This window comes from Enterobacter sp. MGH120, assembly GCF_001037725.1.
In the GTDB taxonomy this organism is placed as follows: domain Bacteria; phylum Pseudomonadota; class Gammaproteobacteria; order Enterobacterales; family Enterobacteriaceae; genus Enterobacter; species Enterobacter hormaechei_C.
Genome location: NZ_KQ089940.1, coordinates 3,100,988 through 3,125,359 on the forward strand (window position 1 = coordinate 3,100,988; position 24,372 = coordinate 3,125,359).

The 24,372-nt window shown below is 57.1% G+C and carries 20 protein-coding genes and 1 other RNA gene; 9 read left to right on the forward strand and 12 right to left on the reverse strand.

Features of this window, described 5'->3' with window-relative positions:
* Positions 1-187 precede the first annotated feature (187 nt).
* Positions 188-295: antisense sRNA RprA (gene rprA / locus SK54_RS22060), an RNA gene on the forward strand.
* A 5-nt stretch (positions 296-300) separates the two neighbouring features.
* Here rprA and SK54_RS14470 read toward each other — a convergent pair.
* From SK54_RS14470 to ppsA, 3 genes are all read right to left on the reverse strand, one after another.
* Positions 301-2,676, reverse strand: a complete 2,376-nt coding sequence (locus SK54_RS14470) for a glycoside hydrolase family 3 N-terminal domain-containing protein (RefSeq protein ID WP_048247505.1) — start codon at positions 2,674-2,676, stop codon at positions 301-303.
* 3 nt (positions 2,677-2,679) lie between these two features.
* The gene (locus SK54_RS14475; protein WP_048247507.1) at positions 2,680-4,080 is read right to left on the reverse strand and encodes an MFS transporter; all 1,401 of its coding nucleotides are present in this window, start codon (positions 4,078-4,080) and stop codon (positions 2,680-2,682) included.
* 234 nt (positions 4,081-4,314) lie between these two features.
* Complete coding sequence (gene ppsA / locus SK54_RS14480) at positions 4,315-6,693, reverse strand: phosphoenolpyruvate synthase (RefSeq protein ID WP_023296353.1); 2,379 nt, start codon at positions 6,691-6,693, stop codon at positions 4,315-4,317.
* A gap of 335 nt (positions 6,694-7,028) precedes the next feature.
* Here ppsA and ppsR point away from each other — a divergent pair, with 335 nt between their 5' ends.
* The 8 genes from ppsR (at position 7,029) to SK54_RS14520 (ending at position 15,159) form a co-directional block, all read left to right on the forward strand.
* The gene (gene ppsR / locus SK54_RS14485) at positions 7,029-7,862 is read left to right on the forward strand and encodes a posphoenolpyruvate synthetase regulatory kinase/phosphorylase PpsR (protein ID WP_017384644.1); all 834 of its coding nucleotides are present in this window, start codon (positions 7,029-7,031) and stop codon (positions 7,860-7,862) included.
* A 150-nt stretch (positions 7,863-8,012) separates the two neighbouring features.
* Positions 8,013-9,059 carry a 3-deoxy-7-phosphoheptulonate synthase AroH gene (aroH, locus tag SK54_RS14490; protein WP_032670070.1) on the forward strand — a complete coding sequence of 349 codons (1,047 nt, stop codon included), beginning with the start codon at positions 8,013-8,015 and terminating at the stop codon, positions 9,057-9,059.
* 209 nt (positions 9,060-9,268) lie between these two features.
* Positions 9,269-9,457, forward strand: a complete 189-nt coding sequence (gene hemP, locus SK54_RS14495; RefSeq protein WP_015570723.1) for a hemin uptake protein HemP — start codon at positions 9,269-9,271, stop codon at positions 9,455-9,457.
* Between the two features lie 76 nt (positions 9,458-9,533).
* Positions 9,534-11,516: a TonB-dependent hemoglobin/transferrin/lactoferrin family receptor gene (locus SK54_RS14500; protein ID WP_017693583.1), complete on the forward strand. Its 1,983-nt coding sequence runs from the start codon at positions 9,534-9,536 to the stop codon at positions 11,514-11,516.
* 35 nt (positions 11,517-11,551) lie between these two features.
* A complete protein-coding gene (gene chuS, locus SK54_RS14505; RefSeq protein ID WP_023296351.1) occupies positions 11,552-12,580 on the forward strand; it encodes a hematinate-forming heme oxygenase ChuS in 1,029 nt (342 codons plus the stop codon).
* A complete protein-coding gene (locus SK54_RS14510) occupies positions 12,577-13,395 on the forward strand; it encodes a heme/hemin ABC transporter substrate-binding protein (protein ID WP_017384647.1) in 819 nt (272 codons plus the stop codon). Before chuS ends, SK54_RS14510 begins: the two co-directional genes overlap by 4 nt.
* On the forward strand, positions 13,395-14,387 hold the full coding sequence (locus SK54_RS14515) for a FecCD family ABC transporter permease (protein ID WP_017384648.1): 993 nt from the start codon (positions 13,395-13,397) through the stop codon (positions 14,385-14,387). Before SK54_RS14510 ends, SK54_RS14515 begins: the two co-directional genes overlap by 1 nt.
* Positions 14,380-15,159, forward strand: a complete 780-nt coding sequence (locus tag SK54_RS14520) for a heme ABC transporter ATP-binding protein (RefSeq protein WP_015570728.1) — start codon at positions 14,380-14,382, stop codon at positions 15,157-15,159. Before SK54_RS14515 ends, SK54_RS14520 begins: the two co-directional genes overlap by 8 nt.
* Here SK54_RS14520 and selO read toward each other — a convergent pair.
* From selO to pheS, 9 genes are all read right to left on the reverse strand, one after another.
* Entirely contained in the window at positions 15,156-16,598 is a 1,443-nt protein-coding gene (gene selO, locus SK54_RS14525; RefSeq protein WP_039270979.1) for a protein adenylyltransferase SelO, read from the reverse strand. The genes SK54_RS14520 and selO overlap by 4 nt on opposite strands.
* Before the next feature lie 61 nt (positions 16,599-16,659).
* On the reverse strand, positions 16,660-17,373 hold the full coding sequence (locus SK54_RS14530; protein ID WP_032670076.1) for an EAL domain-containing protein: 714 nt from the start codon (positions 17,371-17,373) through the stop codon (positions 16,660-16,662).
* A gap of 293 nt (positions 17,374-17,666) precedes the next feature.
* Positions 17,667-18,131 (reverse strand): NlpC/P60 family protein, encoded by a 465-nt coding sequence (locus tag SK54_RS14535; protein ID WP_015570730.1) that lies wholly within the window; start codon positions 18,129-18,131, stop codon positions 17,667-17,669.
* A 72-nt stretch (positions 18,132-18,203) separates the two neighbouring features.
* Positions 18,204-18,959: a vitamin B12 ABC transporter ATP-binding protein BtuD gene (btuD, locus tag SK54_RS14540; protein WP_032104826.1), complete on the reverse strand. Its 756-nt coding sequence runs from the start codon at positions 18,957-18,959 to the stop codon at positions 18,204-18,206.
* Complete coding sequence (locus SK54_RS14545) at positions 18,959-19,510, reverse strand: glutathione peroxidase (RefSeq protein WP_017384653.1); 552 nt, start codon at positions 19,508-19,510, stop codon at positions 18,959-18,961. Before SK54_RS14545 ends, btuD begins: the two co-directional genes overlap by 1 nt.
* A gap of 33 nt (positions 19,511-19,543) precedes the next feature.
* Positions 19,544-20,524, reverse strand: coding sequence for a vitamin B12 ABC transporter permease BtuC (gene btuC, locus SK54_RS14550; RefSeq protein ID WP_023303523.1), 981 nt, complete (start codon positions 20,522-20,524; stop codon positions 19,544-19,546).
* A gap of 103 nt (positions 20,525-20,627) precedes the next feature.
* Positions 20,628-20,927, reverse strand: a complete 300-nt coding sequence (gene ihfA / locus SK54_RS14555; protein ID WP_003857805.1) for an integration host factor subunit alpha — start codon at positions 20,925-20,927, stop codon at positions 20,628-20,630.
* A 4-nt stretch (positions 20,928-20,931) separates the two neighbouring features.
* The gene (gene pheT / locus SK54_RS14560; protein ID WP_048247509.1) at positions 20,932-23,319 is read right to left on the reverse strand and encodes a phenylalanine--tRNA ligase subunit beta; all 2,388 of its coding nucleotides are present in this window, start codon (positions 23,317-23,319) and stop codon (positions 20,932-20,934) included.
* A gap of 15 nt (positions 23,320-23,334) precedes the next feature.
* A complete protein-coding gene (gene pheS / locus SK54_RS14565; protein ID WP_003857809.1) occupies positions 23,335-24,318 on the reverse strand; it encodes a phenylalanine--tRNA ligase subunit alpha in 984 nt (327 codons plus the stop codon).
* Positions 24,319-24,372 lie beyond the last annotated feature (54 nt).

Genomic DNA, 24,372 nt, shown 5'->3' on the forward strand with positions numbered 1-24,372 from the left:
ACGCTTACCCGGCCTACACTCTCCACAGCAATACTTAAACGTTGCTAAACTATTTATTCTCTGTGCACTGGTCAGACCCGCCTTTTCCTGCCTAAAACCGTCATTCTCTTCAAGAAATCTTTACCTGCCTTTAACTATTGAGACGAATCCGATCGACTCAAAATACTGGCATGCCTACTATTAAGACACGGTTATAAATCAACACCTTGATTTATAAGCATGGAAATCCCCTGAGTGAAACAACGAATTGCTGTGTGTAGTCTTTGCCCATCTCCCACGATGGGCTTTTTTTTATCTTTTTTACGCCCGTGTAATGTCACAGCGGCTGAGCATGCGCCATTCCCCCGCCAGCTCCCGCGTCTCCCCGGTTACCAGCACGTTCACCACCTCGCGTATATCCGCCGAGGACGCGCCAACCTGTAGCTCAAATTCCCCTGGCTCGACAATCCGCTTCCCGTCCCGGCGGGTGAAATTAAACATCTCCACCGGCAGGGTAAAGGTCAGCGTGGCGGTTTCTCCCGGTGAAAGCGTAACGCGCTGGAACGCTTTCAGCTCCTGAAGCGGACGCACCTGCGTGGCGACCTTATCGCGTACGTACACCTGTACCACTTCGCTGCCGCTGCGCTCGCCGGTGTTGGTGATATCGACGCTTAACGCCACCTCTCCGTCGATCGGGACGCGGCTTTCCGCCAGGCGGGCCGCGCCCCAGCGAAACTGCGTCCAGCCGAGACCGTAACCGAACGGGTAAAGTGCGCCGAAATGGAACGCAAACGGCGTGCCGCCGCTTTTCAGCTTGTGGTTATAGTAGTACGGCATCGCCCCGGCGTTTTTCGGCACGCTCACTACCAGCCTGCCCTGCGGCTCCGCGCGGCCGGTTAAGACATCGGCAATCGCCCAGCCCCCTTCCTGCCCCGGCGCCCAGGCCATCATCAGCGCGGCCACCTTCTCTTCCAGCCCCTGAAGGTTATAAGGACGCCCACCCGTCATGACGACAATCACCGGCTTACCGGTTGCCACCAGCGCCTCCAGCAGCTGTTGCTGCACGCCCGGCAGATCCAGCGAATCGGTATCCGAACCTTCCCCCACGGTGCCGCTCTGGAATAGTCCGGCGAGGTCGCCCACGCAGGCTACCACCACGTCACTCTCTTTTGCCGCGCTCACGGCGTCGGGGATCAGATCCGTGCGTTGTGAAACCGGCGATTGCTGCATCGGCTTACCGCCGCTGTCGCCCGGGAACACCGGTGCGCCCGCCATCCGTTTTTCGATAATGTGACACCCTTTGGCGTAACGTATCTGTGATGCGCCAAGGTACTGTTCCAGCGCCGCGCGCGGGGTAGTCACCTGCGAAGTGTCTTCAACCATATCGCTGATAATCAGGTGAACCGGGAAGCTGTAGCCGCTCAGTAACGCCAGTGGATCGTCCGCCGTCGGCCCCACTACCGCTACACGGGGTTTTCCGCCGAGGGGCAAAATGCCGTTATTTTCCAGCAGCGTGATCGATTTTGTTGCCACCTCGCGCGCCACCTGCCGGGTCGCCTCATTCTGCAAATCGATACCGTCTTCGTCGGCGTACGGTTTTTCAAACAGCCCAAGACGGAATTTTTCACTGAGCACGCGCGCCACAATCTCATCCACTTTCGCCATTGAGATAAGCCCACGCTCTACCGCTTCCGCCAGATGACGCGCGCAGTCATCCTTCGGCAATTCCACGTCCAGCCCGGCGTTAAACGCCAGAGCCGCCGATTGTGCTGGATCGTGAGAAATCCCGTGGTGCTGGTGCAGCAGGCTGACGCCGCCGTAATCCGCCACGATAATGCCGTCGAAGCCCCACTGTTCACGCAGCACGGTGGTGAGCAGAAAATGGTCGCTGTGCCCTGGCTGATTATCAATGTCGTGATAGGCTGGCATCACCGAACCGGCGTTGGCCAGCTTTACCGCCATCTCAAACGGCAGCAGGAAGGTATCGTTAAGCTCGCTGAAACCGAGATGGACCGGCGCATGATTGCGCGCCCCTTCGCTGAAGGAGTGGCCGACGTAATGTTTCAGGGTCGCCAGCAGATCGCGCTTATCGCCCTGCAACCCCTTCACGTACGCCGTCGCCATCACCCCTACCAGCCACGGATCTTCCCCAAAGGTCTCTTCCGTCCGTCCCCAGCGCACATCGCGCGAGACATCCAGCACCGGGGCCAGCCCCTGCTGGCACCCGACGGATCGGGCCTCTTTGCCAATCTGCTCCGCCGCGCGCTGCACCAGCGCCGGGTCCCAGGTAGAACCGTAGTTCAGCGACGACGGGAACAGCGTTGCATCTTTGCACAGCAGCCCTACCAGACACTCTTCATGAAACAGCGCCGGAATGCCGAGCCGGGTCTCCTCCATCATCATGCGTTGCAGGCGGTTGGCGGCACGCACGCCGGTTTTTGCATCAACAATGTGCGTGCCGAGCGGGCGGGTGATCTGCCCGACGCCCAGCTTCAGCCTTTCGCTGAGGGACGCCTGTTCGCTCACGCCGGCGAATTCATCGCTCAGATCGCTGCGCTCGCGGTGGTTGCCGTGTTCATCAAGGATCAGCCAGTATGCGTGCATCTGGGCAAATTTCTCTTCCGGCGTCATACGCGCCAGTAAATCAGCGACACGCTCGTGTACGGAACGTCCCGCGTCCTTGTAGATCGCAGTCATGGTTTACTCCTGTAGTGCGGATTGGGTTGCCGGGCTGAGCTGCCCCGTATCGTTTCGACTATCGCGTTTGCTGGCCAGCTCGCGGGCGATGCTGTCCACCAGCCGGCTGTTAAGTTTGTAGATGGCAAGGAGCGCCACCATGCAGAGGAACAGCGCGCAGGGGATCAGGGTGAACAGGGCATTGATGGTTGCGAGAACGTGAGGCGCCTGGTTTGCCTGACCCGGCGCGTAATCCACCATGCCAAGCACCCAACCGACCACCGCCCCACCCAGCGCCAGCCCAAACTTGATGGCAAACAGGGCGGTAGAAAAGACCAGCCCGTCCAGGCGGCGGCCGCTACGGTGTTCTTCGTAGTCCACCACATCGGAGAACATGGTCCATTGCAGCGGCGTGGTCAGGTTCTGAATAAAACTAAATACAATATTCAGACCGAATATCAGCCACACCTGCGAAGGCGGAATGAAGAAAATCAGCGCGCCAAAAATAACGAAAGAAATAATGGTCCACTGATAGGCACGCACCCGGTCAAATTTGCCCAGCAGGCGTTCAGATAATAATGCGCCGCTTAAGGAGGCCACCATGCCGGAAACAATAAAGGCAAAAACCAGTTCCGGACGTAACAGAAAATAGTTAACGTAATACATGGTCGCAGAGCCACGCGTCACGACGGCGGTTAACAGTAAAATATTAAACAGAAAAACAATTCGCCACTGGCTATTGGCGGCCAGCAGTTTTAAATCCGTCAGCATCGAGCCGGAGGTGTCATTGCGCGGCGAGTAACGCTCCCGGGTCATAAAGAAGCAGCAGAAGAATAAAACAATACCCAGCAGCCCCATCAGGCTCATGGCATAGAAATAGCCTTTTTGCACATTCCCCTGGCCTAATAATGAGACCAGCGGCAGCGCGATGACCGTTACAATCAACCCGCCGATAAACGACAGGCCAAAGCGCCAGGATTGCAGCGAGTGGCGTTCGCGCGGGTCGAGCGTCAGCGCGCCAGGCATGGCACAGTAAGGGACGTTAATCGCGGAATAGATTAGGCTCAGGATGGCATAGGTTACGCAGGCATAGACAATTTTTGCCGTCGCCCCGGCATCCGGGACGTAGAAGGTAATCAGGCAGCTCACGCCAAACGGAATGGCAAACCAGAGCAGCCAGGGACGAAAACGACCGTGGCGGGTCTGAGTGCGGTCCACCAGCGCGCCAATGCACGGGTCGACAAACGCATCGACCACGCGCACCACTAAAAACATGGTGCCCATAATGGCCGCAGGCAAACCGAATACGTCCGTATAGAAATAAGCGAGAAATAACGTTGCCGTTTGCCAGACCAGCGCGCTGGCCATATCGCCGAGGCCATAACCTATTTTATCTTTGGTACGTAATACAGAGGAGATTGTCATTGTTATTTGCCTTTTTATCAGGTTAAAACGTATTTCAACCAGTCGCGCATCATCCCGACGGATGTACGCGGTAAGGCTCAAGTATTAGCAACGCCCTGCCCGCTAACAATTGTCTAAATTAACAGGTAAATTATGATATTTGGTTTTTTGCTTTATTTGTGATGGTGAGCATATTCGCAGGAAAATAAAAAAGGCGAGGAAAGATATCCTCGCCTTTTTCAGATTATGCAGGTTTTACTTGTTCAGCTCTGCCAGGCTCAGCCAGGTCTGCACCACGGTGTCCGGGTTCAGGGAAAGGCTATCAATCCCCTCATCCATCAGCCAGGCCGCAAAGTCTTCATGGTCAGAAGGACCCTGGCCGCAAATGCCGACATATTTACCCTGTTTCTTCGCCGCGCGGATGGCCATGGAGAGCAGCGCTTTCACCGCCTCGTTACGCTCATCGAACAGCTCAGAGACGACGCCGGAGTCGCGGTCCAGGCCGAGCGCCAGCTGCGTCATGTCATTCGAGCCAATGGAGAAGCCGTCGAAGTGCTCCAGGAACTGCTCGGCCAGCAGGGCATTGGACGGGATTTCGCACATCATGATGATCTTCAGCCCGTTCTCGCCGCGCTTCAGCCCCTGACGCGCCAGCTCGTCCACCACCGCTTTCGCCTGATCCACGGTACGGACGAACGGGATCATGATTTCCACGTTGGTCAGCCCCATGTCATTGCGCACGCGTTTTACCGCCTCGCACTCCAGCGCGAAGCAGTCGCGGAAGCTTTCCGACACGTAGCGTCCGGCGCCGCGGAAGCCCAGCATCGGGTTCTCTTCTTCCGGCTCGTAGCGTTCGCCGCCCACCAGGTTGGCGTATTCGTTGGACTTAAAGTCCGACAGACGCACGATCACGCGTTTCGGGTAGAAGGCCGCGCCGAGCGTGGCGATCCCTTCCGTCAGACGCCCCACATAGAACTCTCTCGGCGAGTCGTAACCCTTCATCATCTCGCGGATTTCGTTTTGCAGTTTTGCGTCCTGGTCGTCGAACTCCAGCAGCGCACGCGGGTGCACCCCGATCATACGGTTAATAATAAATTCCAGACGCGCCAGGCCCACGCCTTCGTTCGGCAGGCAGGCGAAGTCAAACGCGCGGTCCGGGTTGCCGACGTTCATCATGATCTTCAGCGGCAGGTCCGGCATGGTATCCACGCTGGAACTTTTCACGCTGAAGTCGAGGATATCGGCATACACGTAGCCGGTATCGCCTTCAGCGCAGGAGACCGTCACCTTCTGGTCATCCTTCATGCGTTCGGTCGCGTCACCGCAGCCGACTACCGCCGGGATCCCCAGCTCACGGGCGATAATAGCCGCGTGACAGGTACGGCCACCGCGGTTGGTGACGATGGCAGCCGCTTTTTTCATGATCGGTTCCCAGTCCGGGTCGGTCATGTCGGTCACCAGCACGTCGCCGGGCTGAATGCGGTTCATTTCGCTGATGTCGTGGATCACTTTCACCGGACCGGCACCGATGCGGTGACCAATTGCGCGGCCTTCCGCGACAATTTTGCCCTGCGCGTGCAGGGTGTAGCGCTCCATGACCTGACCGCGTGAACGGACGGTTTCCGGACGCGCCTGAACGATAAACAGCTTGCCGGTGTGTCCGTCTTTCGCCCACTCGATGTCCATTGGACGGCCATAGTGTTTTTCAATCTGCACCGCCTGCTTCGCCAGCTCTTCCACTTCGGCGTCGGTCAGCGAGAAGCGATCCCGCTGCTCCTGCGGCACATCTTCAATGGTGACCTGCTTGCCATGCTCTTGCGTCGGAGCATAGATCATGCGGATTTTTTTCGAGCCCATGGTGCGGCGTACCACTGCCGGACGGTTAGCCGCCAGCGTAGGCTTGTGCACGTAGAATTCGTCAGGGTTCACTGCCCCCTGCACCACCATCTCGCCCAGACCCCATGCGGAGGTGATAAATACCACCTGGTCGAAGCCGGATTCAGTGTCGATAGAGAACATCACGCCGGAAGAGCCCACGTCGGAACGCACCATGCGCTGTACGCCCGCGGAGAGCGCCACGCCGCGGTGGTCATAGCCCTGATGGACGCGATAGGAGATGGCGCGGTCGTTGAACAGGGAAGCAAACACGTGCTTCACCGCCACCAGCACCGCCTCGTAACCCTGGACGTTGAGGAAGGTTTCCTGCTGCCCGGCGAAAGAGGCGTCAGGCATATCTTCCGCGGTGGCGGAAGAGCGCACGGCAAAGGAGGCCTGCGCGTCGTCAGCGGAGAGCTGGTTGTACGCGTCATGGATGGCTTTTTCCAGTTCCGGCTGGAAAGGTGTGTCGATAATCCACTGGCGGATTTGCGCGCCGGCTTTGGCAAGCTCGGTGACATCATCAATATCCGTTTTATCCAGCAGGTCGTAAATGCGCTGGTTTACACCGCTCTGGTCTAAAAACAGGTTAAACGCATCGGCGGTTGTGGCAAACCCGTTAGGTACGGAGACACCCATACCGGACAGATTTGTAATCATTTCACCCAGGGAGGCATTTTTGCCCCCAACTCTGTCTACATCATTCATGCCGAGTTGGTTATACCAAAGCACCAGCGGTGACGAGCCATTGTTGGACATCGAAACAATCCTTTTGTGATATTTGATCGGAGTAAGAAACACCTGACTACGTATTTATACTGGCATATTTATTTCCGCTAAAAAAACGGTGAATCGTGTAAGCAATTTAAATTTTCAACTTTTCGGACAGTTTCCCGGCACTCGCTAACCCGATGATTCCTATAGATTCCGGCAAAAACCATAGAAATAAAGCCGCTATTCGAAAAATGAAATCCACTTTTCAGGAAAATCAAAAACACCATTTCATTTTAAATTCAGATAAGTTCTTTGCTGTGAAATTAACTTTTTTAATTTATGCTTTCAGGCAATTACGTACGCTATTCAGGGTGGATAAAATGGATAATGCTGTCGATCGCCACGTTTTTTATATTTCTGATGGGACGGCGATTACCGCCGAGGTGCTGGGACACGCGGTGATGTCGCAGTTTCCGGTATCGATAAACAGCATCACGTTGCCGTTCGTGGAAAATGAGAGCCGGGCCAAAGCGGTCAAGGACCAGATCGACGCCATTTACCAGCAGACCGGCGTTCGTCCGCTGGTGTTCTATTCCATTGTGATCCCTGAGATCCGCAACATCATTTTGCAAAGCGAGGGCTTCTGTCAGGACATCGTGCAGGCGCTGGTTGCTCCCTTGCAAAGCGAGCTGAAGCTCGACCCGACGCCGATCGCCCACCGTACCCACGGGCTGAACCCCGGTAACCTGACCAAATACGATGCGCGTATTGCCGCCATTGACTACACCCTGGCGCACGACGACGGGATCTCCCTGCGCAATCTCGACCAGGCGCAGGTGATTTTGCTCGGCGTGTCGCGCTGCGGTAAAACCCCCACCAGCCTTTACCTGGCCATGCAGTTTGGCATTCGTGCCGCCAACTACCCCTTTATTGCCGATGATATGGATAACCTGGTGCTGCCCGCCGCGCTCAAGCCGCTCCAGCATAAGCTGTTTGGGCTGACCATCAACCCGGAACGACTGGCAGCGATCCGCGAAGAACGTCGCGAGAACAGCCGCTACGCCTCGATGCGCCAGTGCCGAATGGAAGTCTCCGAAGTCGAAGCGCTGTACCGGAAAAATCAAATTCCCTGGCTGAACAGTACCAACTATTCAGTAGAAGAAATTGCCACCAAAATCCTCGATATCATGGGGCTGAATCGCCGCATGTACTAATATGCTAGTACATTATTCCGGTTTCAGTTATTATTACGCCATCCTCGGGGCGACGTGCCCCGAACTTGAAATCAGCAGGGATTGGTTTAAGGTGATGCCCATCACTTCCCGGTAGTCTGCCGATGAAGCAAAAAATTTCTGAGACATTCCATGAATAAAACCGACGAACTGCGCACCGCGCGCATTGATAGCCTGGTCACACCGGCTGAACTGGCCCGGCTGCATCCCGTTTCCGCCGAGGTGGCGGACCATGTGACGGCCTCCCGTCGCCGCATCGAAAAAATTCTCAATGGTGAAGACAAACGTCTTCTGGTGGTGATTGGCCCCTGCTCCATCCACGACCTCGACGCGGCAATGGATTATGCACAACGCCTTCAGACGCTGCGCGGCACGTATCAGGATCGCCTGGAGATCGTGATGCGTACCTACTTTGAAAAGCCGCGTACCGTCGTGGGCTGGAAAGGATTGATTTCCGATCCCGATCTGAACGGTAGCTACCGGGTGAATCACGGTATTACACTGGCGCGCAAGCTGCTGTTACAGGTTAACGAGCTGGGCGTGCCAACTGCCACCGAATTTCTGGATATGGTGACCGGACAGTTTATTGCCGACCTCATTAGCTGGGGCGCGATTGGCGCACGTACCACCGAAAGCCAGATCCACCGTGAAATGGCGTCGGCGCTTTCCTGCCCGGTGGGCTTCAAAAACGGAACGGACGGCAATACCCGAATTGCCGTAGATGCCATCCGCGCGTCACGCGCCAGCCATATGTTCCTCTCCCCGGATAAAAACGGCCAGATGACCATCTACCAGACCAGCGGCAACCCGTTCGGACATATCATTATGCGTGGCGGTAAAAAACCGAATTACCATGCAGAAGATATTGCCGCCGCCTGCGAAACGCTGGCGGAATTTGACCTGCCGGAGCATCTGGTGGTGGATTTCAGCCACGGCAACTGTCAGAAACAGCACCGCCGCCAGCTGGACGTCTGCGAGGAAGTTTGCCAGCAGATCCGCAGCGGCTCGACCGCCATTGCAGGAATTATGGCGGAGAGTTTTATCAAAGAAGGCACGCAGAAGATCGTCGCCGGACAGCAAATGGTCTACGGCCAGTCGATCACCGACCCGTGCCTGAGCTGGGAAGACAGCGAGCTGCTGCTGGAGATGCTGGCTTCAGCCGTGGACACACGCTTTTAAAATCCTGCCGGGTGACGCTGCGCTTACCCGGCCTACGGTACGTGCCCTTCTCCCTCTCCCCGTGGGAGAGGGTCGGGGTGAGGGCATCAGACCGCACCTCTCCCCCAAATTTGATCCCGTCACACAATTTTCACAAAAACGCTTGCCGTGAATTTGCAGTTTATTGATAATGATTATCATTGTTACATTGATTGTTATTTATAAACATTATGTCACCTACCGATAACAGCGCGGCAACGCCAACAAAAACACACACAGCACCGTCCCCTGCTCCCACCGATCGCCGAATCGACAGCAAAAGCCTGTTGGGTGAGGAGGGACGGGTCATTATCGAGCATGACGGCCAGCACTACCTGCTGCGCCAGACCAATGCCGGAAAACTGATCCTGACTAAATAAACCAGACAACACATTCGCCAGCCACCCAGGTGATCCCCAGGCAGCCAGCGCTTTTCAATTCTTATGGAGAGTTGCTATGCCACACCTGCAATCCGCGTCTTTACGCCCGTCTCTTCTGGCGCTGGCGATTGTCAGCACCCTGCCGGGCGTTACGTTTGCCGCCGCAGACGAGATCACCGTCACCGCCACCGGCAATGCCCGCAGCGCCTTTGAAGCCCCCATGATGGTGAGCGTGATTGACGCCACCGCGCCGGAAAACCAGACCGCCAGCTCCGCCGCCGACCTGCTGCGCAAGGTGCCCGGTCTGACGCTGGACGGCACCGGGCGCACCAACGGTCAGGACGTTAACCTCCGGGGCTATGACCGCCGTGGCGTGCTGATACTGGTGGATGGCGTGCGCCAGGGCACTGATACCGGACACCTGAACAGCACGTTCCTCGATCCGGCGCTGATCAAACGTATTGAAGTAGTACGTGGTCCTTCCGCCTTGCTGTACGGCAGCGGCGCGCTGGGCGGCGTAATTTCGTATGACACCGTCGACGCCAGCGATCTGCTGGATGCAGGTAAAAACAGCGGCTATCGCGTATTTGCTACCGGTGCAACGGGCGATCATAGCATCGGGATGGGTGCCAGCGCCTATGGCCGCACCGATACCCTGGACGGTCTGGTCTCCTGGTCCAGCCGCGATCGCGGCGACATTCGCCAGAGTGACGGCGCGAGGGCGCCAAACGACGAATCCATCAACAATATGCTGGCGAAAGGCAGCTGGAAAATCGATCCGGCGCAGACGCTGAGTGGCTCCCTGCGCTACTACAACAACGACGCGCAGGAGCCGAAAAATCCGCAGACCACGGATGCCAGCAGCAGTAACCCGATGACCGATCGTTCCACCATTCAGCGCGATGCCCAGCTTGGCTACCGCATTGCGCCAGCCGGAAACGACTGGCTGAACGCCGATGCGAAAATTTACTGGTCCGAAGCGCGGATCAACGCCCAGAACATCGACGCCAGCGGCGAGTTCCGTAAGCAGACTACCAAAGGCGGCAAAGTGGAAAACCGCACCCGCCTGTTCAGCGACTCCTTCGCCTCGCACCTGCTGACCTACGGGGGGGAATACTATCGTCAGGAGCAACACCCTGGCGGCGCGACCACCGGCTTCCCGGACGCGAAAATCGACTTCAGCTCCGGCTGGTTGCAGGATGAGATCACCCTGCGCGACCTGCCGGTAACGCTTCTCGGCGGGACGCGTTACGACAACTACCGCGGCAGCAGCGACGGTTACGACGACGTGGATGCGGATAAGTGGTCATCACGCGCCGGGTTAACCGTGAGTCCAGCCGACTGGCTGATGCTGTTCGGCTCTTACGCCCAGGCCTTCCGTGCGCCAACGATGGGCGAGATGTATAACGACTCGAAGCACTTCTCTATCGGCAGCTTCTACACCAACTACTGGGTGCCGAACCCGAACCTGCGTCCGGAAACTAACGAAACCCAGGAGTTCGGTTTTGGGCTACGTTTTGACGATCTGCTGCTCGCCAACGACGCGCTGGAGTTCAAAGCCAGCTACTTCGACACCAAAGCGAAAGATTACATCTCCACTACCGTCGATTTTGCGGCGGCCACCACCATGTCCTATAACGTACCAAATGCCAAAATCTGGGGCTGGGACATGATGGCGACCTACGCGACCAGTTTGTTCAACCTGGACGTGGCCTACAACCGCACGCGCGGGAAAGATACCGACACGGGCGAATACATCTCCAGCATCAACCCGGACACCGTCACCAGCAAGCTGGATATCCCCGTGGCGCAAAGCGGCTTCTCCGTGGGCTGGATCGGCACCTTCGTCGAACGTTCAACGCACATCAGCAGCAGCTACAGCGAGCAGCCTGGCTACGCAGTGAATGATTTCTACGTCAGCTATAAAGGTCAGCAGCAGTTCAAAGGCATCACCACCACCCTCGTGCTGGGGAACGCCTTCGACAAAGCCTACTGGTCACCACAAGGCATCCCGCAGGATGGCCGCAACGGCAAGATCTTCGTCAGTTATCAATGGTAATTCCCTTCGGGGCAACGATTCAGAAGGATAAGATTATGGGTCACTACACACGCTGGCTTGAGCTTAAAGAAGAACATCCGGGTAAGTACGCCCGTGATATCGCCGGATTAATGCACATCAGCGAAGCAGAGCTGGCATTTGCGCGCGTTGGACACGACGCCTGGCGGCTGCGCGGTGAAATCCGTGAGATTCTGGCAGCGCTGGAGTCGGTGGGGGAAACCAAATGCATCTGCCGTAACGAATACGCCGTTCACGAACAGGTCGGGGCGTTTACTAACCAGCACCTCGGCGGCCACGCCGGGCTGGTGCTGAATCCGCGCGCGCTGGATCTGCGTTTGTTCCTCAACCAGTGGGCGAGCGCGTTCCACATAAGTGAAACGACCTCCCGCGGCGAACGTCAGAGCATTCAGTTCTTCGATCATCAGGGCGACGCTTTACTGAAGGTCTACACCACGGATCACACCGACGTTGCCGCCTGGGGCGACGTGCTGACCCGTTTTATCATTGCCGATAACCCCACTCTGGCACTGAAGGCTGTCGATGCCCCTGCGCATTCCGACGGTGCTGATGCAGGCTCGGTGGAGAAAGAGTGGCGCGCCATGACCGATGTGCATCAGTTCTTTAGCTTACTAAAGCGCCATAACCTGAGCCGCCAGCAGGCGTTTCGTCTGGTGAGTGACGATCTGGCCTGTAAGGTGGATAACAGCGCGCTGGCACAGCTGCTGGAGACGGCGCGACAGGACGGAAACGAAATCATGATCTTCGTCGGCAACCGCGGCTGCGTGCAGATCTTCACCGGTGTGGTGGAAAAACTGACGCCCATGAAGGGCTGGCTGAACATCTTCAACCCAACCTTTACCCTGCATCTGCTGGAGGAGACTATCGCCGAGACGTGGGTAACGCGCAAGCCTACGGCGGACGGACACGTTACCAGCCTGGAGCTGTTTGCTGCGGACGGCACTCAGATCGCCCAGCTCTACGGGCAGCGTACCGAAGGCGAGCCTGAGCAGAGCCAGTGGCGCCGCCAGATTGACGCCCTGACGCCAGAAGGGCTGGCCGCATGAAAAACTGGTTCGCCCTGCTCTGCGCCCTGCCGCTGGTCGCCGTCGCCGCGCCGGAGAGAATTGTCGCCCTCGGCGGCGACGTGACGGAGATCGTCTACGCCCTCGGCGCGGAGTCTTCTCTGGTTGCGCGCGACAGTACCAGCCAGTGGCCGCAGGCGACAAATGCGCTGCCTGACGTGGGGTATCTTCGCCAGCTGAATGCGGAGGGAATTTTGTCCGTACGCCCGACGCTGGTGTTGGCAAGCGACCAGGCGCAGCCCTCTCTGGCGCTGAAACAGGTTGAACAGAGCCACGTCCGGGTGGTTACCGTTCCCGGCACGCCTGACCTGCGCGCGATTGACGAAAAAGTACGGGTGATAGCTCAGGCGACGCATCATGAGGCGCAAGGGGAAACCCTGCGCAACTCGCTGCGTCAGGCGCTGGCGGCACTGCCCTCAACACCGCTCAACAAGCGGGTGCTGTTTATCCTCAGCCACGGCGGAATGACCGCAATGGCGGCCGGGCAACAGACCGGCGCGGATGCGGCAATACGCGCCGCCGGGTTGCAGAACGCCATGCAGGGCTTTACCCGCTATCAGCCGCTTTCCCAGGAGGGGGTGATGGCCAGCCAGCCGGATTTGGTGGTGATTTCGCAGGACGGCCTTAACGCGCTGGGCGGCGAAGAAAATCTGTGGAAACTGCCCGGCCTGGCGCAAACGCCAGCGGGACGAAGCAAGCAGGTGCTGGCTATTGATGACATGGCCCTGCTGGGCTTCAGCGTCCGCACGCCGAAAGCCATACAACAGCTGCGTGCCAGAGCGGAGCAACTGCCCTGATGTCCCGGCGCATCACGTTATCGTTATGGCTTCTGGCGGGGTTGCTTACCGTCATGACGTTCATGGCCACCGGTTTTGGGGCGTTACGCCTGCCGGTGAACGTGCTGTGGAGCGGCAGCGATGAGACGCTACGCCAGATCTGGCTTACCATCCGTCTGCCCCGCGTACTGCTGGCGCTGGTGATTGGCGGATCGCTGGCGCTCGCCGGCTGCGTCATGCAGGGGCTGTTCCGCAATCCACTGGCCGACCCGGGCCTGCTCGGGATCAGCAGCGGTGCGGCGCTGGCCGTCGCCCTGTGGGTGGTGCTCCCGCTCTCGCTGCCCGCGCTGGTGATGCTTTACGCCCCTATGCTGGCGGCATTTCTTGGGGCGCTGGCAGCCACTGGCGTGATCTTCCTGCTCAGCAAGCAGCGTGACCCCTCTCTGTCACGTCTGTTGCTGGTGGGTATCGCCATCAATGCCCTGTGCGGTGCGGCAGTGGGTGTGCTTTCGTGGGTCAGCAATGACGCCCAGCTGCGTCAGCTTTCACTCTGGGGAATGGGAAGTCTTGGTCAGGCACAGTGGTCAACGCTGCTCGCCGTGACCTCGCTGATGGTGCCTGCCGTTCTGGCGATCTGGCGTTGTGCCAGCGCATTAAATTTACTGCAACTGGGTGAGGAGGAAGCGCATTACCTTGGCGTGGACGTTGCCCTTGTACAGCGAATATTACTGTTATGCAGCGCCCTGCTGGTCGCTGCGGCTGTCGCCGTCAGCGGCGTGATTGGCTTTGTCGGACTCGTGGTGCCGCACCTGATGCGCATGTGGCTGGGCGCCGATCACCGGGCAACCCTCCCCGGCACGGTACTCGCGGGCGCATTACTGCTGTTGGTGGCGGATACGGTCGCGCGCACCCTGGTCGCTCCGGCAGAAATGCCGGTCGGCCTGCTCACCAGTATCCTTGGCGCTCCCTGGTTCTTATGGCTCATTTTTCGTCGTGGAGAACAGCATGGCTGAACGTTATACGGCTGAAAATCTTACTTTTACCCGATCTGGCCGCACGCTGACAGATAACGTTTCGCTGTCACTGTCGCAGGGAGAGCTGGTTACATTGATCGGCCCCAACGGCGCGGGGAAATCCACGCTGCTGCGGCTGCTGACCGGCTACCTGAAACCCGACAGCGGCGGCTGTTCGCTGGCGGGAAAAGCGCTGGATGAATGGCATCCGCAGACGCTGTCCCGCTATCGGGCAGTGATGCGCCAGCAGTCTCAGCCTGGATTTGACTGGCAGGTGGAGGAGATCGTTGGCATGGGGCGTGCGCCCTGGACGCGTCACCCGGAACCGTCGATTGTGCGTGAGGTGTTGCAGCTGACCGGTTGCCTGCCGCTGGCCGGCAGGCGTTATCATGCCCTCTCCGGCGGCGAGCAGCAGCGCGTCCAGCTCGCCCGCGCGCTGGCGCAGCTGTGGCGTGACGGAACGCCGCGCGGCTGGCTGTTTCTCGACGAACCCACTTCAGCGCTGGATCTCTACCACCAGCAGCATCTGCTGCGCCTGTTGAAATCGCTGACCCGTCAGGGCCATCTTCACGCCTGCGTGGTGCTGCACGATCTCAATCTTGCCGCATTATGGTCGGACCGGATCCTGCTGTTACACAACGGCAGGATTGTTTCTCAGGGCATACCGGAGACGGTTTTGCAGGCCGACGCGCTGGCACACTGGTACGGTGCGCAGGTGCACGTCGGCAGACATCCGGCGCACGCCGCACCGCAGGTTTTTCTCGCCCCTTAGCTTGAGCAGCTCACTTCCAGCCGCTTGCCCCAGTCCGGCGGGCGGCTGACATAGTCATCCTCCCGGTCGGCAAACGGCGTGCGCAGGGCGATATGCAGCCGATGCAGCTCGGTATAATCCCCCTGCTCTGCCTGCTCAATGGCCCGCTGCGCCAGCCAGTTGCGCAACACCATCGCCGGGTTAACCGCCTTCATCCGCGTCTGGCGGGTATCGTCATCAATCTGTTCCTGCTGTAAACGCGTCCGGTAAACGGCAAACCAGTCATCAAACGCCTGACGATCGATGAACTCGTCGCGCAGCGGTGACGCGGCGCTCTGCTGCGCGGTCTGGCTCAGCATACGGAAGGTTCGGGTATAGTCGCTGCCTTCACGCACCATGATGGCAAACAGCCCATTCAACAGCGCGTTATCGCCTTTTTCCTGCGTCATCAGCCCCAGCTTGTTGCGCATTAACACACCATATTCCCGCAGCAGGATCTCCTGATAGCTGTCCAGCGCATCGTTCAGGGCATCGACGTCGATAAACGGCGACAGGCTTTGCGCAAGCCGCTGAAGGTTCCACAGCCCCACCGCAGGCTGGTTGTCGAAACGGTAACGCCCCTGATAGTCCGAATGGTTACAGATGTAACCCGGCTGATAGTCATCAAGGAAGCCGTACGGACCGTAGTCAAACGTCAGCCCTAACAGGGACATGTTGTCGGTATTCATCACCCCGTGGGCAAAGCCGACGGCCTGCCAGCGGGCAATCATTGCGGCAGTGCGCGCGACAATATCACGGAACCAGAGAACATAGCGGTCCGGCTCGTTTTGCAGGTGCGGCCAGTGACGGCGAAGGGCGTAATCGGCAAGCTGGCGGACCTTATCCGGCTCGCGGCGATAGTAGAAGTGTTCAAAATGACCGAAACGCAGATGGCTTTCCGCCACGCGGACCAGCATCGCTCCCTGCTCCATCGTTTCACGGGCCACCGGCGTGTCGCTGGTGACAATGGACAGCGCGCGTGAGGTGGGGATCCCCAGGGCATGCATCGCCTCGGAAGCCAGACCTTCACGGATGGTTGAACGCAGCACCGCGCGGCCATCCCCCATGCGTGAGTACGGGGTTAGCCCTGCCCCTTTCAGGTGCCAGTCGAGCGTTTCGCCATTCGGCAGAAGTTGTTCACCCAGCAGGATGCCGCGGCCATCGCCGAGCTGTCCGGCCCAGACGCCAAACTGATGTCCGCTGTAGACCTGAGCCAGCGGCTTCATGCCCGGGAGCAGCGTTTCGCCGCCCCAGACGCCGGCGCCTTTTTCTGGCTGAAAAAGCGTCGAAGGGATGCCAAGCGAATCCGCTAATGCATCGTTATGCCAGATAAGACGCGCGTTCTGTAATGGCGTTGGCTTAAGCGCGGTGTAAAAGCCGGGTAATTCATCGTGCCAGTGAGCAGTAAAAGACAGGGTCATAAGTCCTCCTGCTTTAAGTGTAGAGGGTTTCCCTGGACGTAAACACGGGCGAAGAAAGGGGTTATTGCTGAACGAGAGTCGTGACCCGCTCTGCCGGAACGGCAGGCCACAGGCTTCCCTGCATTGCACCGAAATTGAAGGGCAGCACGCGTTCTAAGATGCCGTGATCGTCAATTCCCGAGACCATGACCGACTGACAATGCGGCGCGATCTGCCAGAGAATGGCGCGCATAAAAGGCTCAAACGAGAGTGCCGACGCGCGCTGCTGGATAAAGTTTTTATCCAGAATCACCCGTTTGAACAGACCATCATAAACCGGTTTAAGGGAAGATGCCCCTGCACCAAAGTTAGCCAGTACTAAGGGGAAATGGATCGCCATTCTTGCCAGACAGGGATCGTCTTTCCCGTTATTTAAACCTGGATAGTTCTCATTAACAGTAAACTCAAGAAACGGATAACGCTCGAGGATTGAAACAGCGTTCTCATTAGTTAATAAAAACTCAACAATTGCAGGTGTAATATTGATCCATGCAATTAACTGATGCTGAATAAAAAATAGCTTACAGGTATCGAGTAATTGCAGTTTCTCCTGAAACAGCGCTAATTCATCTTCCTTAGAAAGATGTGGGATAACCAGTTCAGTCGGGATCCGTACGTCCGCACCCACGCCAGTAAAGTTAACCAAAATCTCTAAACCTTTAAGCAAACCTGCACTATCACGCGCCGGAAGGAGTAAAAGTTCAGACTGGTAAGCATTATCTAGCGTAATAATCATCGCGCTTGTCCTGCATTAAAGATGAGAGAGAACATCCTGGAGCAATTGCAGGCACAATTCCACTGTCTTGATTTTAATAAGATTAATTTCATTCTTTCCGTATTAATTTTCAGATTTTTCCCTGAATCTAAATTAATTTTATCCTGGTTATTGAATAATAGCCAGTTTTAGATAAAACAGGCACATGCGGACATAAATAATTGGGCAAAAAATTTAACTTTAATCAACCCGCAAGAAAAGCCTGACGTCTATTTTCACCGCCAGGCCCTCCGCACTGCATTTTTATGCAGCGGTTAAATACGTCTGGCCTGCCAGAAATTTTTACGCCAGTAAACATTATCCAGAGAGGAGCGCATCACGCCACGGCTGGTCGAGGCATGAATGAACTGATTATCGGTATCATAGATGCCGACATGAAGGCCGCTTTCACCGGAGCCCGTTTTAAAAAAGACCAGATCGCCGGGCAGGAGCTCGTCTTTATCAATTTCAGTGCCGATTTTCGCCTGCATACGCGTTTCACGCGGAAGCTGGAGGTCAAATTTATCGCGGAAGGTCATCAGTACGAATCCCGAGCAATCCACCCCGCCCCGGCTCATGCCGCCGTAGCGATAAGGTGTGCCGCGCCAGTTGCTGAGCTGATCGTTCAGGCTGGCAATGACCGTAATGGAATCGGAAAGCCGTGGGTTGGGCGGAGGTGCACGATGGCTGCTGCATCCTGCAAGAAAGAGCGCCGCAACAAGGAGAAACCAGAATCGCATTTCAGACGAATCCTCTGCTTTTTTTGTTCTTTCGGTAATTTAGCGTGCATCTATGCAGCTGTGCAAGAAAGGTTATTCCTGCGCCGTGGAAATGAGCATCTTGTGGCCTTCAATATCCAGCCTCCGGAACGACATGTGGTAAGCGCTCGCAAGATTGGCGGCCGTCAGCACGCTGTCGCGCGTTCCGCTGGCAATCAGCTTGCCACGCGCCAGCAACCACACCCGATGCGCGTGGCGCAACGTATGGTTTAAATCATGGCTGCTCATCACGATGGCAATCCCCTTGCGACACAGCGCGCTGAGCAGGGTATCCAGCGCTGCCTGCTGGGCAACGTCCAGCCCACTCATCGGCTCGTCCAGCAGCAGCAACCGCCCGTGAGGATTTCCCGCCGGATGGATCTGAAGGATAACGGCAGCCAGACGCACGCGCTGCCACTCGCCGCCGGAAAGCTGATTTGCCTGCCGGTTGAGCTTATCGTCTAACCCGAGTGCCGCAGCAACCTCGTTGAGCAATCCCACCTGATTTTTATCAGGCAGATGCAGCGTCAGGTAGTGCCAGACGGGCATCGCAAAGGGCGGAACCTGCTGCTGAACCAGATAGCTTCGACGGGAGGCAAGTGTAGCGGGTAGCCAGTCGACGAGCGATTGCCCGAGGAAGGTAATCTCCCCTTCCCCGCTGGTCAGCCCCGCCATACGCGCCAGCAGCGTGCTTTTTCCGGCGCCGTTTGGCCCAACCAGGTGAAGGATTTCACCTGCGTTGACTGCGGCAGTCACAGGCTCAAGACGTCCCTTCCCGGCAACGTCCGTGAGCTGCATCAGCAGCGTCATTATTTCGCCAGCGCCAGCTTGATTGATTCCATCACGATAGGATCTTCAGGCGTCATGTCAGGCGAAAAACGCTGCACGACCTCACCGTCACGGCCAATCAGGAATTTTTCGAAGTTCCACAGAATATCGTCCGGATAGAGCGGCGCGCGGCCTTTACTCGCCATACGCTCATAGAAACCACTCTCTTCAGGCGCAACGGCGGTCGGCGCCGCGGCCACCAGTTTGGCATACAGCGGATGACGATTTTCCCCGTTCACATCAATTTTGCTGAACATCGGGAACGTCACGCCATAGGTTGTGCTGCAAAAGGTCTTAATCTCCTCTTCGCTACCCGGCTCCTGGCCCAGGAACTGGTTGCACGGGAAGCCGAGTACGGTAAAGCCGTCTTTTTCCCAGGCTTTATGAATGTTTTCCAGCTGTTCATACTGCGGCGTAAGGCCACATTTCGACGCCACGTTCACGATGAGCAGCACCTTGCCCTTGTAGCCTTCCAGCGTGGTTTTCTCGCCGTCAATGGTCGTCACTTCGGTATTCAGAATATCAGACTGCATAGCATTCCCTCAGGTTGACTTACAGGTTGTGTTTTAACGTCCAGCTTTTAATAGTAGCCAGATAAAGACCGGCGCGCCCAGCGTTGCGGTCACCACGCCTATGGGCAACTCAGCGGCCGTCAGGGCGAGCCGGGCGATGATATCGGCAATCAGCAGCGTTGCCGCCCCGGCAACCGCCGAGGCCGGGAGCAGGGTTCGGTGGTCCGTAATGCCGCACAGGCGCAGCATATGCGGGATCACCAGCCCAATAAAGCCAATCGCCCCCGCCAGCGCCACGCTTACGCCTACCATCCAGCCAATGGCGATAACCAGCACGTTGCGCCAGAATCCAATCGGCATCCCGAGCTGGCGAGCAGACGTTTCGCCCAGCGCGAGAATATTAAGAGGCTGCGCCTGGAACGCCGTCCACAGGATGACCGGGATCAGGAGCACCATCAGCCACCCCTGACGCCAGTCAACACCCCCAAATCCCCCCATCATCCAGTACATTAACTGGCGCAGATCGAAGGAAGTAGAAAAGTAGACGGCCCAGGTCATCAGCGCACTACAGATGATCCCCAACGCTACCCCGGCAAGCAGCAGCCGACTGGTGGATAAGTGGCGGCGGGCAAAGCGCAGAAGGATAAGGGTTATCAACAGCGCGCCAAGGATGGCGCTGAGGCTAATCCCCCAGCCGGAGAGCTCGCCTCCCCCCAGCATCACGGCGGCGATAAGCCCGACGCCTGCGCCATTTGACACCCCGAGAAGCCCGGGTTCCGCCAGAGGGTTTTCAAATAATGCCTGCATGATCGTGCCGCACAGCGCCAGCGCAGCGCCGACTAAAAGGACAGCCAGCGTCCGCGGCAGGCGGATCTGCCAGACAAAGAGTTGTCCTTCAGGCGTAAACCAGCTTTCCGGCCCCAGCCACCGATCGCCCGCACACAGGCTGACGGTGGTGGCGACAATCAACAGCACCCCGAGCAGACACAGGCGGCGAAGATCGGAGCGGTGCTGGCGGCGGGCAAGATCAAGCATAGACGATAGGTTATCCGGTTGAGATATCATTGATTTTACGGCGGGTTTAGCAAATAGCGCAAAGAAAAAAGGCCGCGTGAGCGGCCTTTTTAGTTAGTTCATATTACTCTGCTTTGGGCGTTGCGTTTTCGACACGGCTTTTTAACTTCTGTCCGGGTCTGAAGGTCACCACGCGGCGGGCTGTAATGGGAATATCTTCCCCCGTCTTCGGGTTACGGCCCGGACGTTGGTTTTTGTCTCGCAAATCAAAATTGCCAAAACCGGAGAGTTTAACCTGCTCACCATTTTCCAGAGCACGACGGATCTCTTCGAAAAACAGCTCTACCAGCTCTTTGGCATCCCGTTTGCTAAGCCCAAGCTTATCAAACAGATATTCTGACATTTCAGCTTTTGTAAGCGCCATAGGTTCAATCCCTCAATGATGCCTGGAATCGCTCTTTTAATGCCTCTACACATTTGGCGACGGTAGCGGCAATCTCCTCTTCTTCGAGTGTACGGCTGGTATCCTGAAGGATAAGGCTAATAGCGAGGCTCTTGAAACCTTCTGCTACGCCCTTGCCGCGGTACACGTCAAATAAGTTTACGCCAACTACCTGATTTACGCCAACTTTCTTACATTCGGCCAAAATATCTGCTGCGGGCACATTTTCAGCGACCACAACCGCGATATCACGGCGGTTTGCCGGGAAGCGGGAGACGTCCTGCGCCTGAGGAATGACGCGGTCTGCAACCGGGTTCCACTCCAGTTCGAATACGATGGTACGGCCATTCAGATCCAGCTTACGTTCCAGTTCCGGGTGAACAACCCCAATGAAACCAACACGTTTGCCGTCTAAATAGATCGCCGCACTCTGACCCGGATGCAGGGCTGGAATCGCTTCTGCGCGGAATTCAATTTCGGATAATTTACCGGTCAGATCGAGAATCGCTTCCAGATCGCCCTTCATATCGTAGAAATCAACCGTCCCTTTTGCCAGGTCCCAGTGCTCTTCAAAGCGGTTACCGCTGATGGCGCCGGCCAGCATGAGATCCTGACGGATGCCTAAATTCGCCTGAGTATCCGGTACAAAGCGCAAACCGCTTTCGAAAATACGCACGCGGTTTTGCTGACGGTTCTGGTTATAAACGATAGTACCCAGCAGCCCCGTCCACAGGGACAGACGCATCGCTGACATCTCGCTGGAAATCGGGCTTGGCAGGATCAGCGCTTCCTGACCCGGGTGGATCAGCTGTTGCAGCTTAGGATCAACGAAGCTGTAGGTGATCACTTCCTGGTAGCCTTTGTCGTTCAGCATGGTTTTCACACGCTTCAGAGACAGATCGGCCTCGCGATGGCTGCCCATCACCAGACCCGCCTGCACCGGCTCGTCAGGGATGTTGTTGTAGCCGTAAACGCGGGCCACTTCTTCCACCAGATCTTCCTCGATCTCCATGTCAAAACGCCAGGACGGCGCAACGGCTTTCCACTCGTCCAGACCCTCAGTAACTTCGCAGCCCAGACGCGTCAGAATGTCGGTCACCTGCGCATCGGCAACGTGGTGACCAATCAGACGATCCAGTTTGCTGCGGCGCAGGGTAATGGTCGCACGCTTCGGCAGCGTCGCTTCGTTGGTCACATCGATAACCGGACCCGCTTCGCCGCCGCAGATGTCGATCAGCAGGCGAGTAGCACGCTCCATCGCTTTGTATTGCAGCGCAGGATCCACGCCACGCTCGTAGCGGTGAGAAGCATCAGTGTGCAGACCGTGACGGCGTGCGCGGCCGGTGATGGAGAGCGGGCTGAAGAACGCGCATTCCAGCAGGACGTTTTGCGTCTCGTCGTTGACGCCAGAGTGCTCGCCGCCGAAGATCCCGCCCATCGCCAGCGCTTTGTTGTGATCGGCAATCACCAGGGTGCCAGCGTTCAGTTTCGCTTCGCTGCCGTCCAGCAGAACCAGGGTTTCGCCCTCTTTCGCCATGCGCACGACGATCCCACCTTCGATACGATCTTTATCAAAGGCGTGCATTGGCTGGCCCAGCTCCAGCAGAACATAGTTGGTGACGTCGACGACCGCATCGATAGAACGGATACCGCAGCGACGCAGTTTCTCTTTCATCCACAGCGGGGTTGGCGCTTTAACGTTAATACCTTTCACCACACGACCGAGGTAGCGTGGGCAGGCCTCAGGCGCGTCTACCTGTATCGGCAGCACGTCACTGATGGTTGCCTCAACCGGAGCGATCTCCGGCACGTTCAGTTCAGTCTGGTTCAGCACGGCCACGTCGCGGGCCACACCGATGATGCCTAAACAGTCAGCACGGTTTGGCGTTACGCTGATTTCGATGGTGTTGTCATCAAGCTTCAGGTATTCGCGGATATCGGTACCAACTGGCGCATCCTGCGGCAGTTCAATAATGCCGGAGTGATCGTCGGAAATACCCAGTTCGGAGAAGGAGCACAGCATGCCTTCAGACGGCTCACCGCGCAGCTTAGCCGCTTTGATTTTGAAATCGCCCGGCAGCACCGCACCGACGGTCGCCACGGCCACTTTCAGGCCCTGACGGCAGTTTGGCGCACCGCAGACGATATCCAGCAGACGGTCACCGCCCACATTGACTTTTGTTACGCGCAGTTTGTCAGCGTTAGGGTGCTGACCGCATTCAACCACTTCACCCACGACCACGCCGGTGAAGGCGCCAGAAACCGGCTCTACACCGTCAACTTCCAGACCCGCCATGGTGATCTGGTTGGAAAGCTCGTCGCTGTCCAGCGTGGTGTTCACCCATTCGCGTAACCACAGTTCACTGAATTTCATTGTTCTGTCCTGCCCTTATTTAAACTGTTTGAGGAAACGCAGATCGTTTTCGAAGAACGCACGTAAGTCGGTTACGCCGTAGCGCAGCATGGTCAGACGCTCCATACCCATACCGAACGCAAAGCCGGAATACACTTCCGGATCGATACCCACGTTGCGCAGCACGTTTGGATGCACCATGCCGCAGCCCAGCACTTCCAGCCATTTGCCGTTTTTACCCATCACGTCAACTTCCGCAGACGGTTCGGTGAACGGGAAGTAGGACGGGCGGAAGCGAACCTGCAAATCTTCCTCAAAGAAGTTGTTCAGGAAATCGTGCAGCGTGCCTTTCAGGTTGGTAAAGCTGATGTTTTTATCAACAATCAGACCTTCCATCTGGTGGAACATTGGGGTGTGGGTCTGATCGTAGTCGTTACGGTATACGCGACCCGGCGCGATGATGCGGATTGGCGGCTCCTGCTCCTTCATGGTGCGGATCTGAACGCCGGAAGTCTGAGTACGCAGCAGACGGGTAGCGTCAAACCAGAAAGTGTCGTGGTCAGCACGTGCCGGATGATGGCCAGGAATGTTCAGGGCATCGAAGTTGTGGTAGTCATCTTCAATTTCCGGGCCAGTCGCCACGGTAAAGCCGAGCTCACCGAAGAAACTTTCAATACGATCGATAGTACGAGTCACCGGATGCAGACCGCCGTTTTCAATACGACGACCCGGCAGAGAAACGTCAATCGTTTCTGCCGCCAGACGCGCATTCAGTACTGCGCTTTCCAGCTCGGCTTTACGCGCGTTCAGCGCCTGCTGTACCTGCTCTTTGGCTTCGTTAATCACTGCACCGGCTGCCGGGCGCTCCTCTGCTGGCAGTTCACGCAGGGTAGTCATCTGAAGGGTCAAATGCCCTTTCTTGCCCAGATATTCGACGCGGACATTGTCTAACGCGGCAACATCTGAGGCCTGGTTAATGGCGGCCGTTGCACTGGCAACCAGCTCTGCGAGATGTGACATGGTTTTCCTCATTATGTCGGTGCAGACACCGAATTGTTGGACGTATTCTCTTAA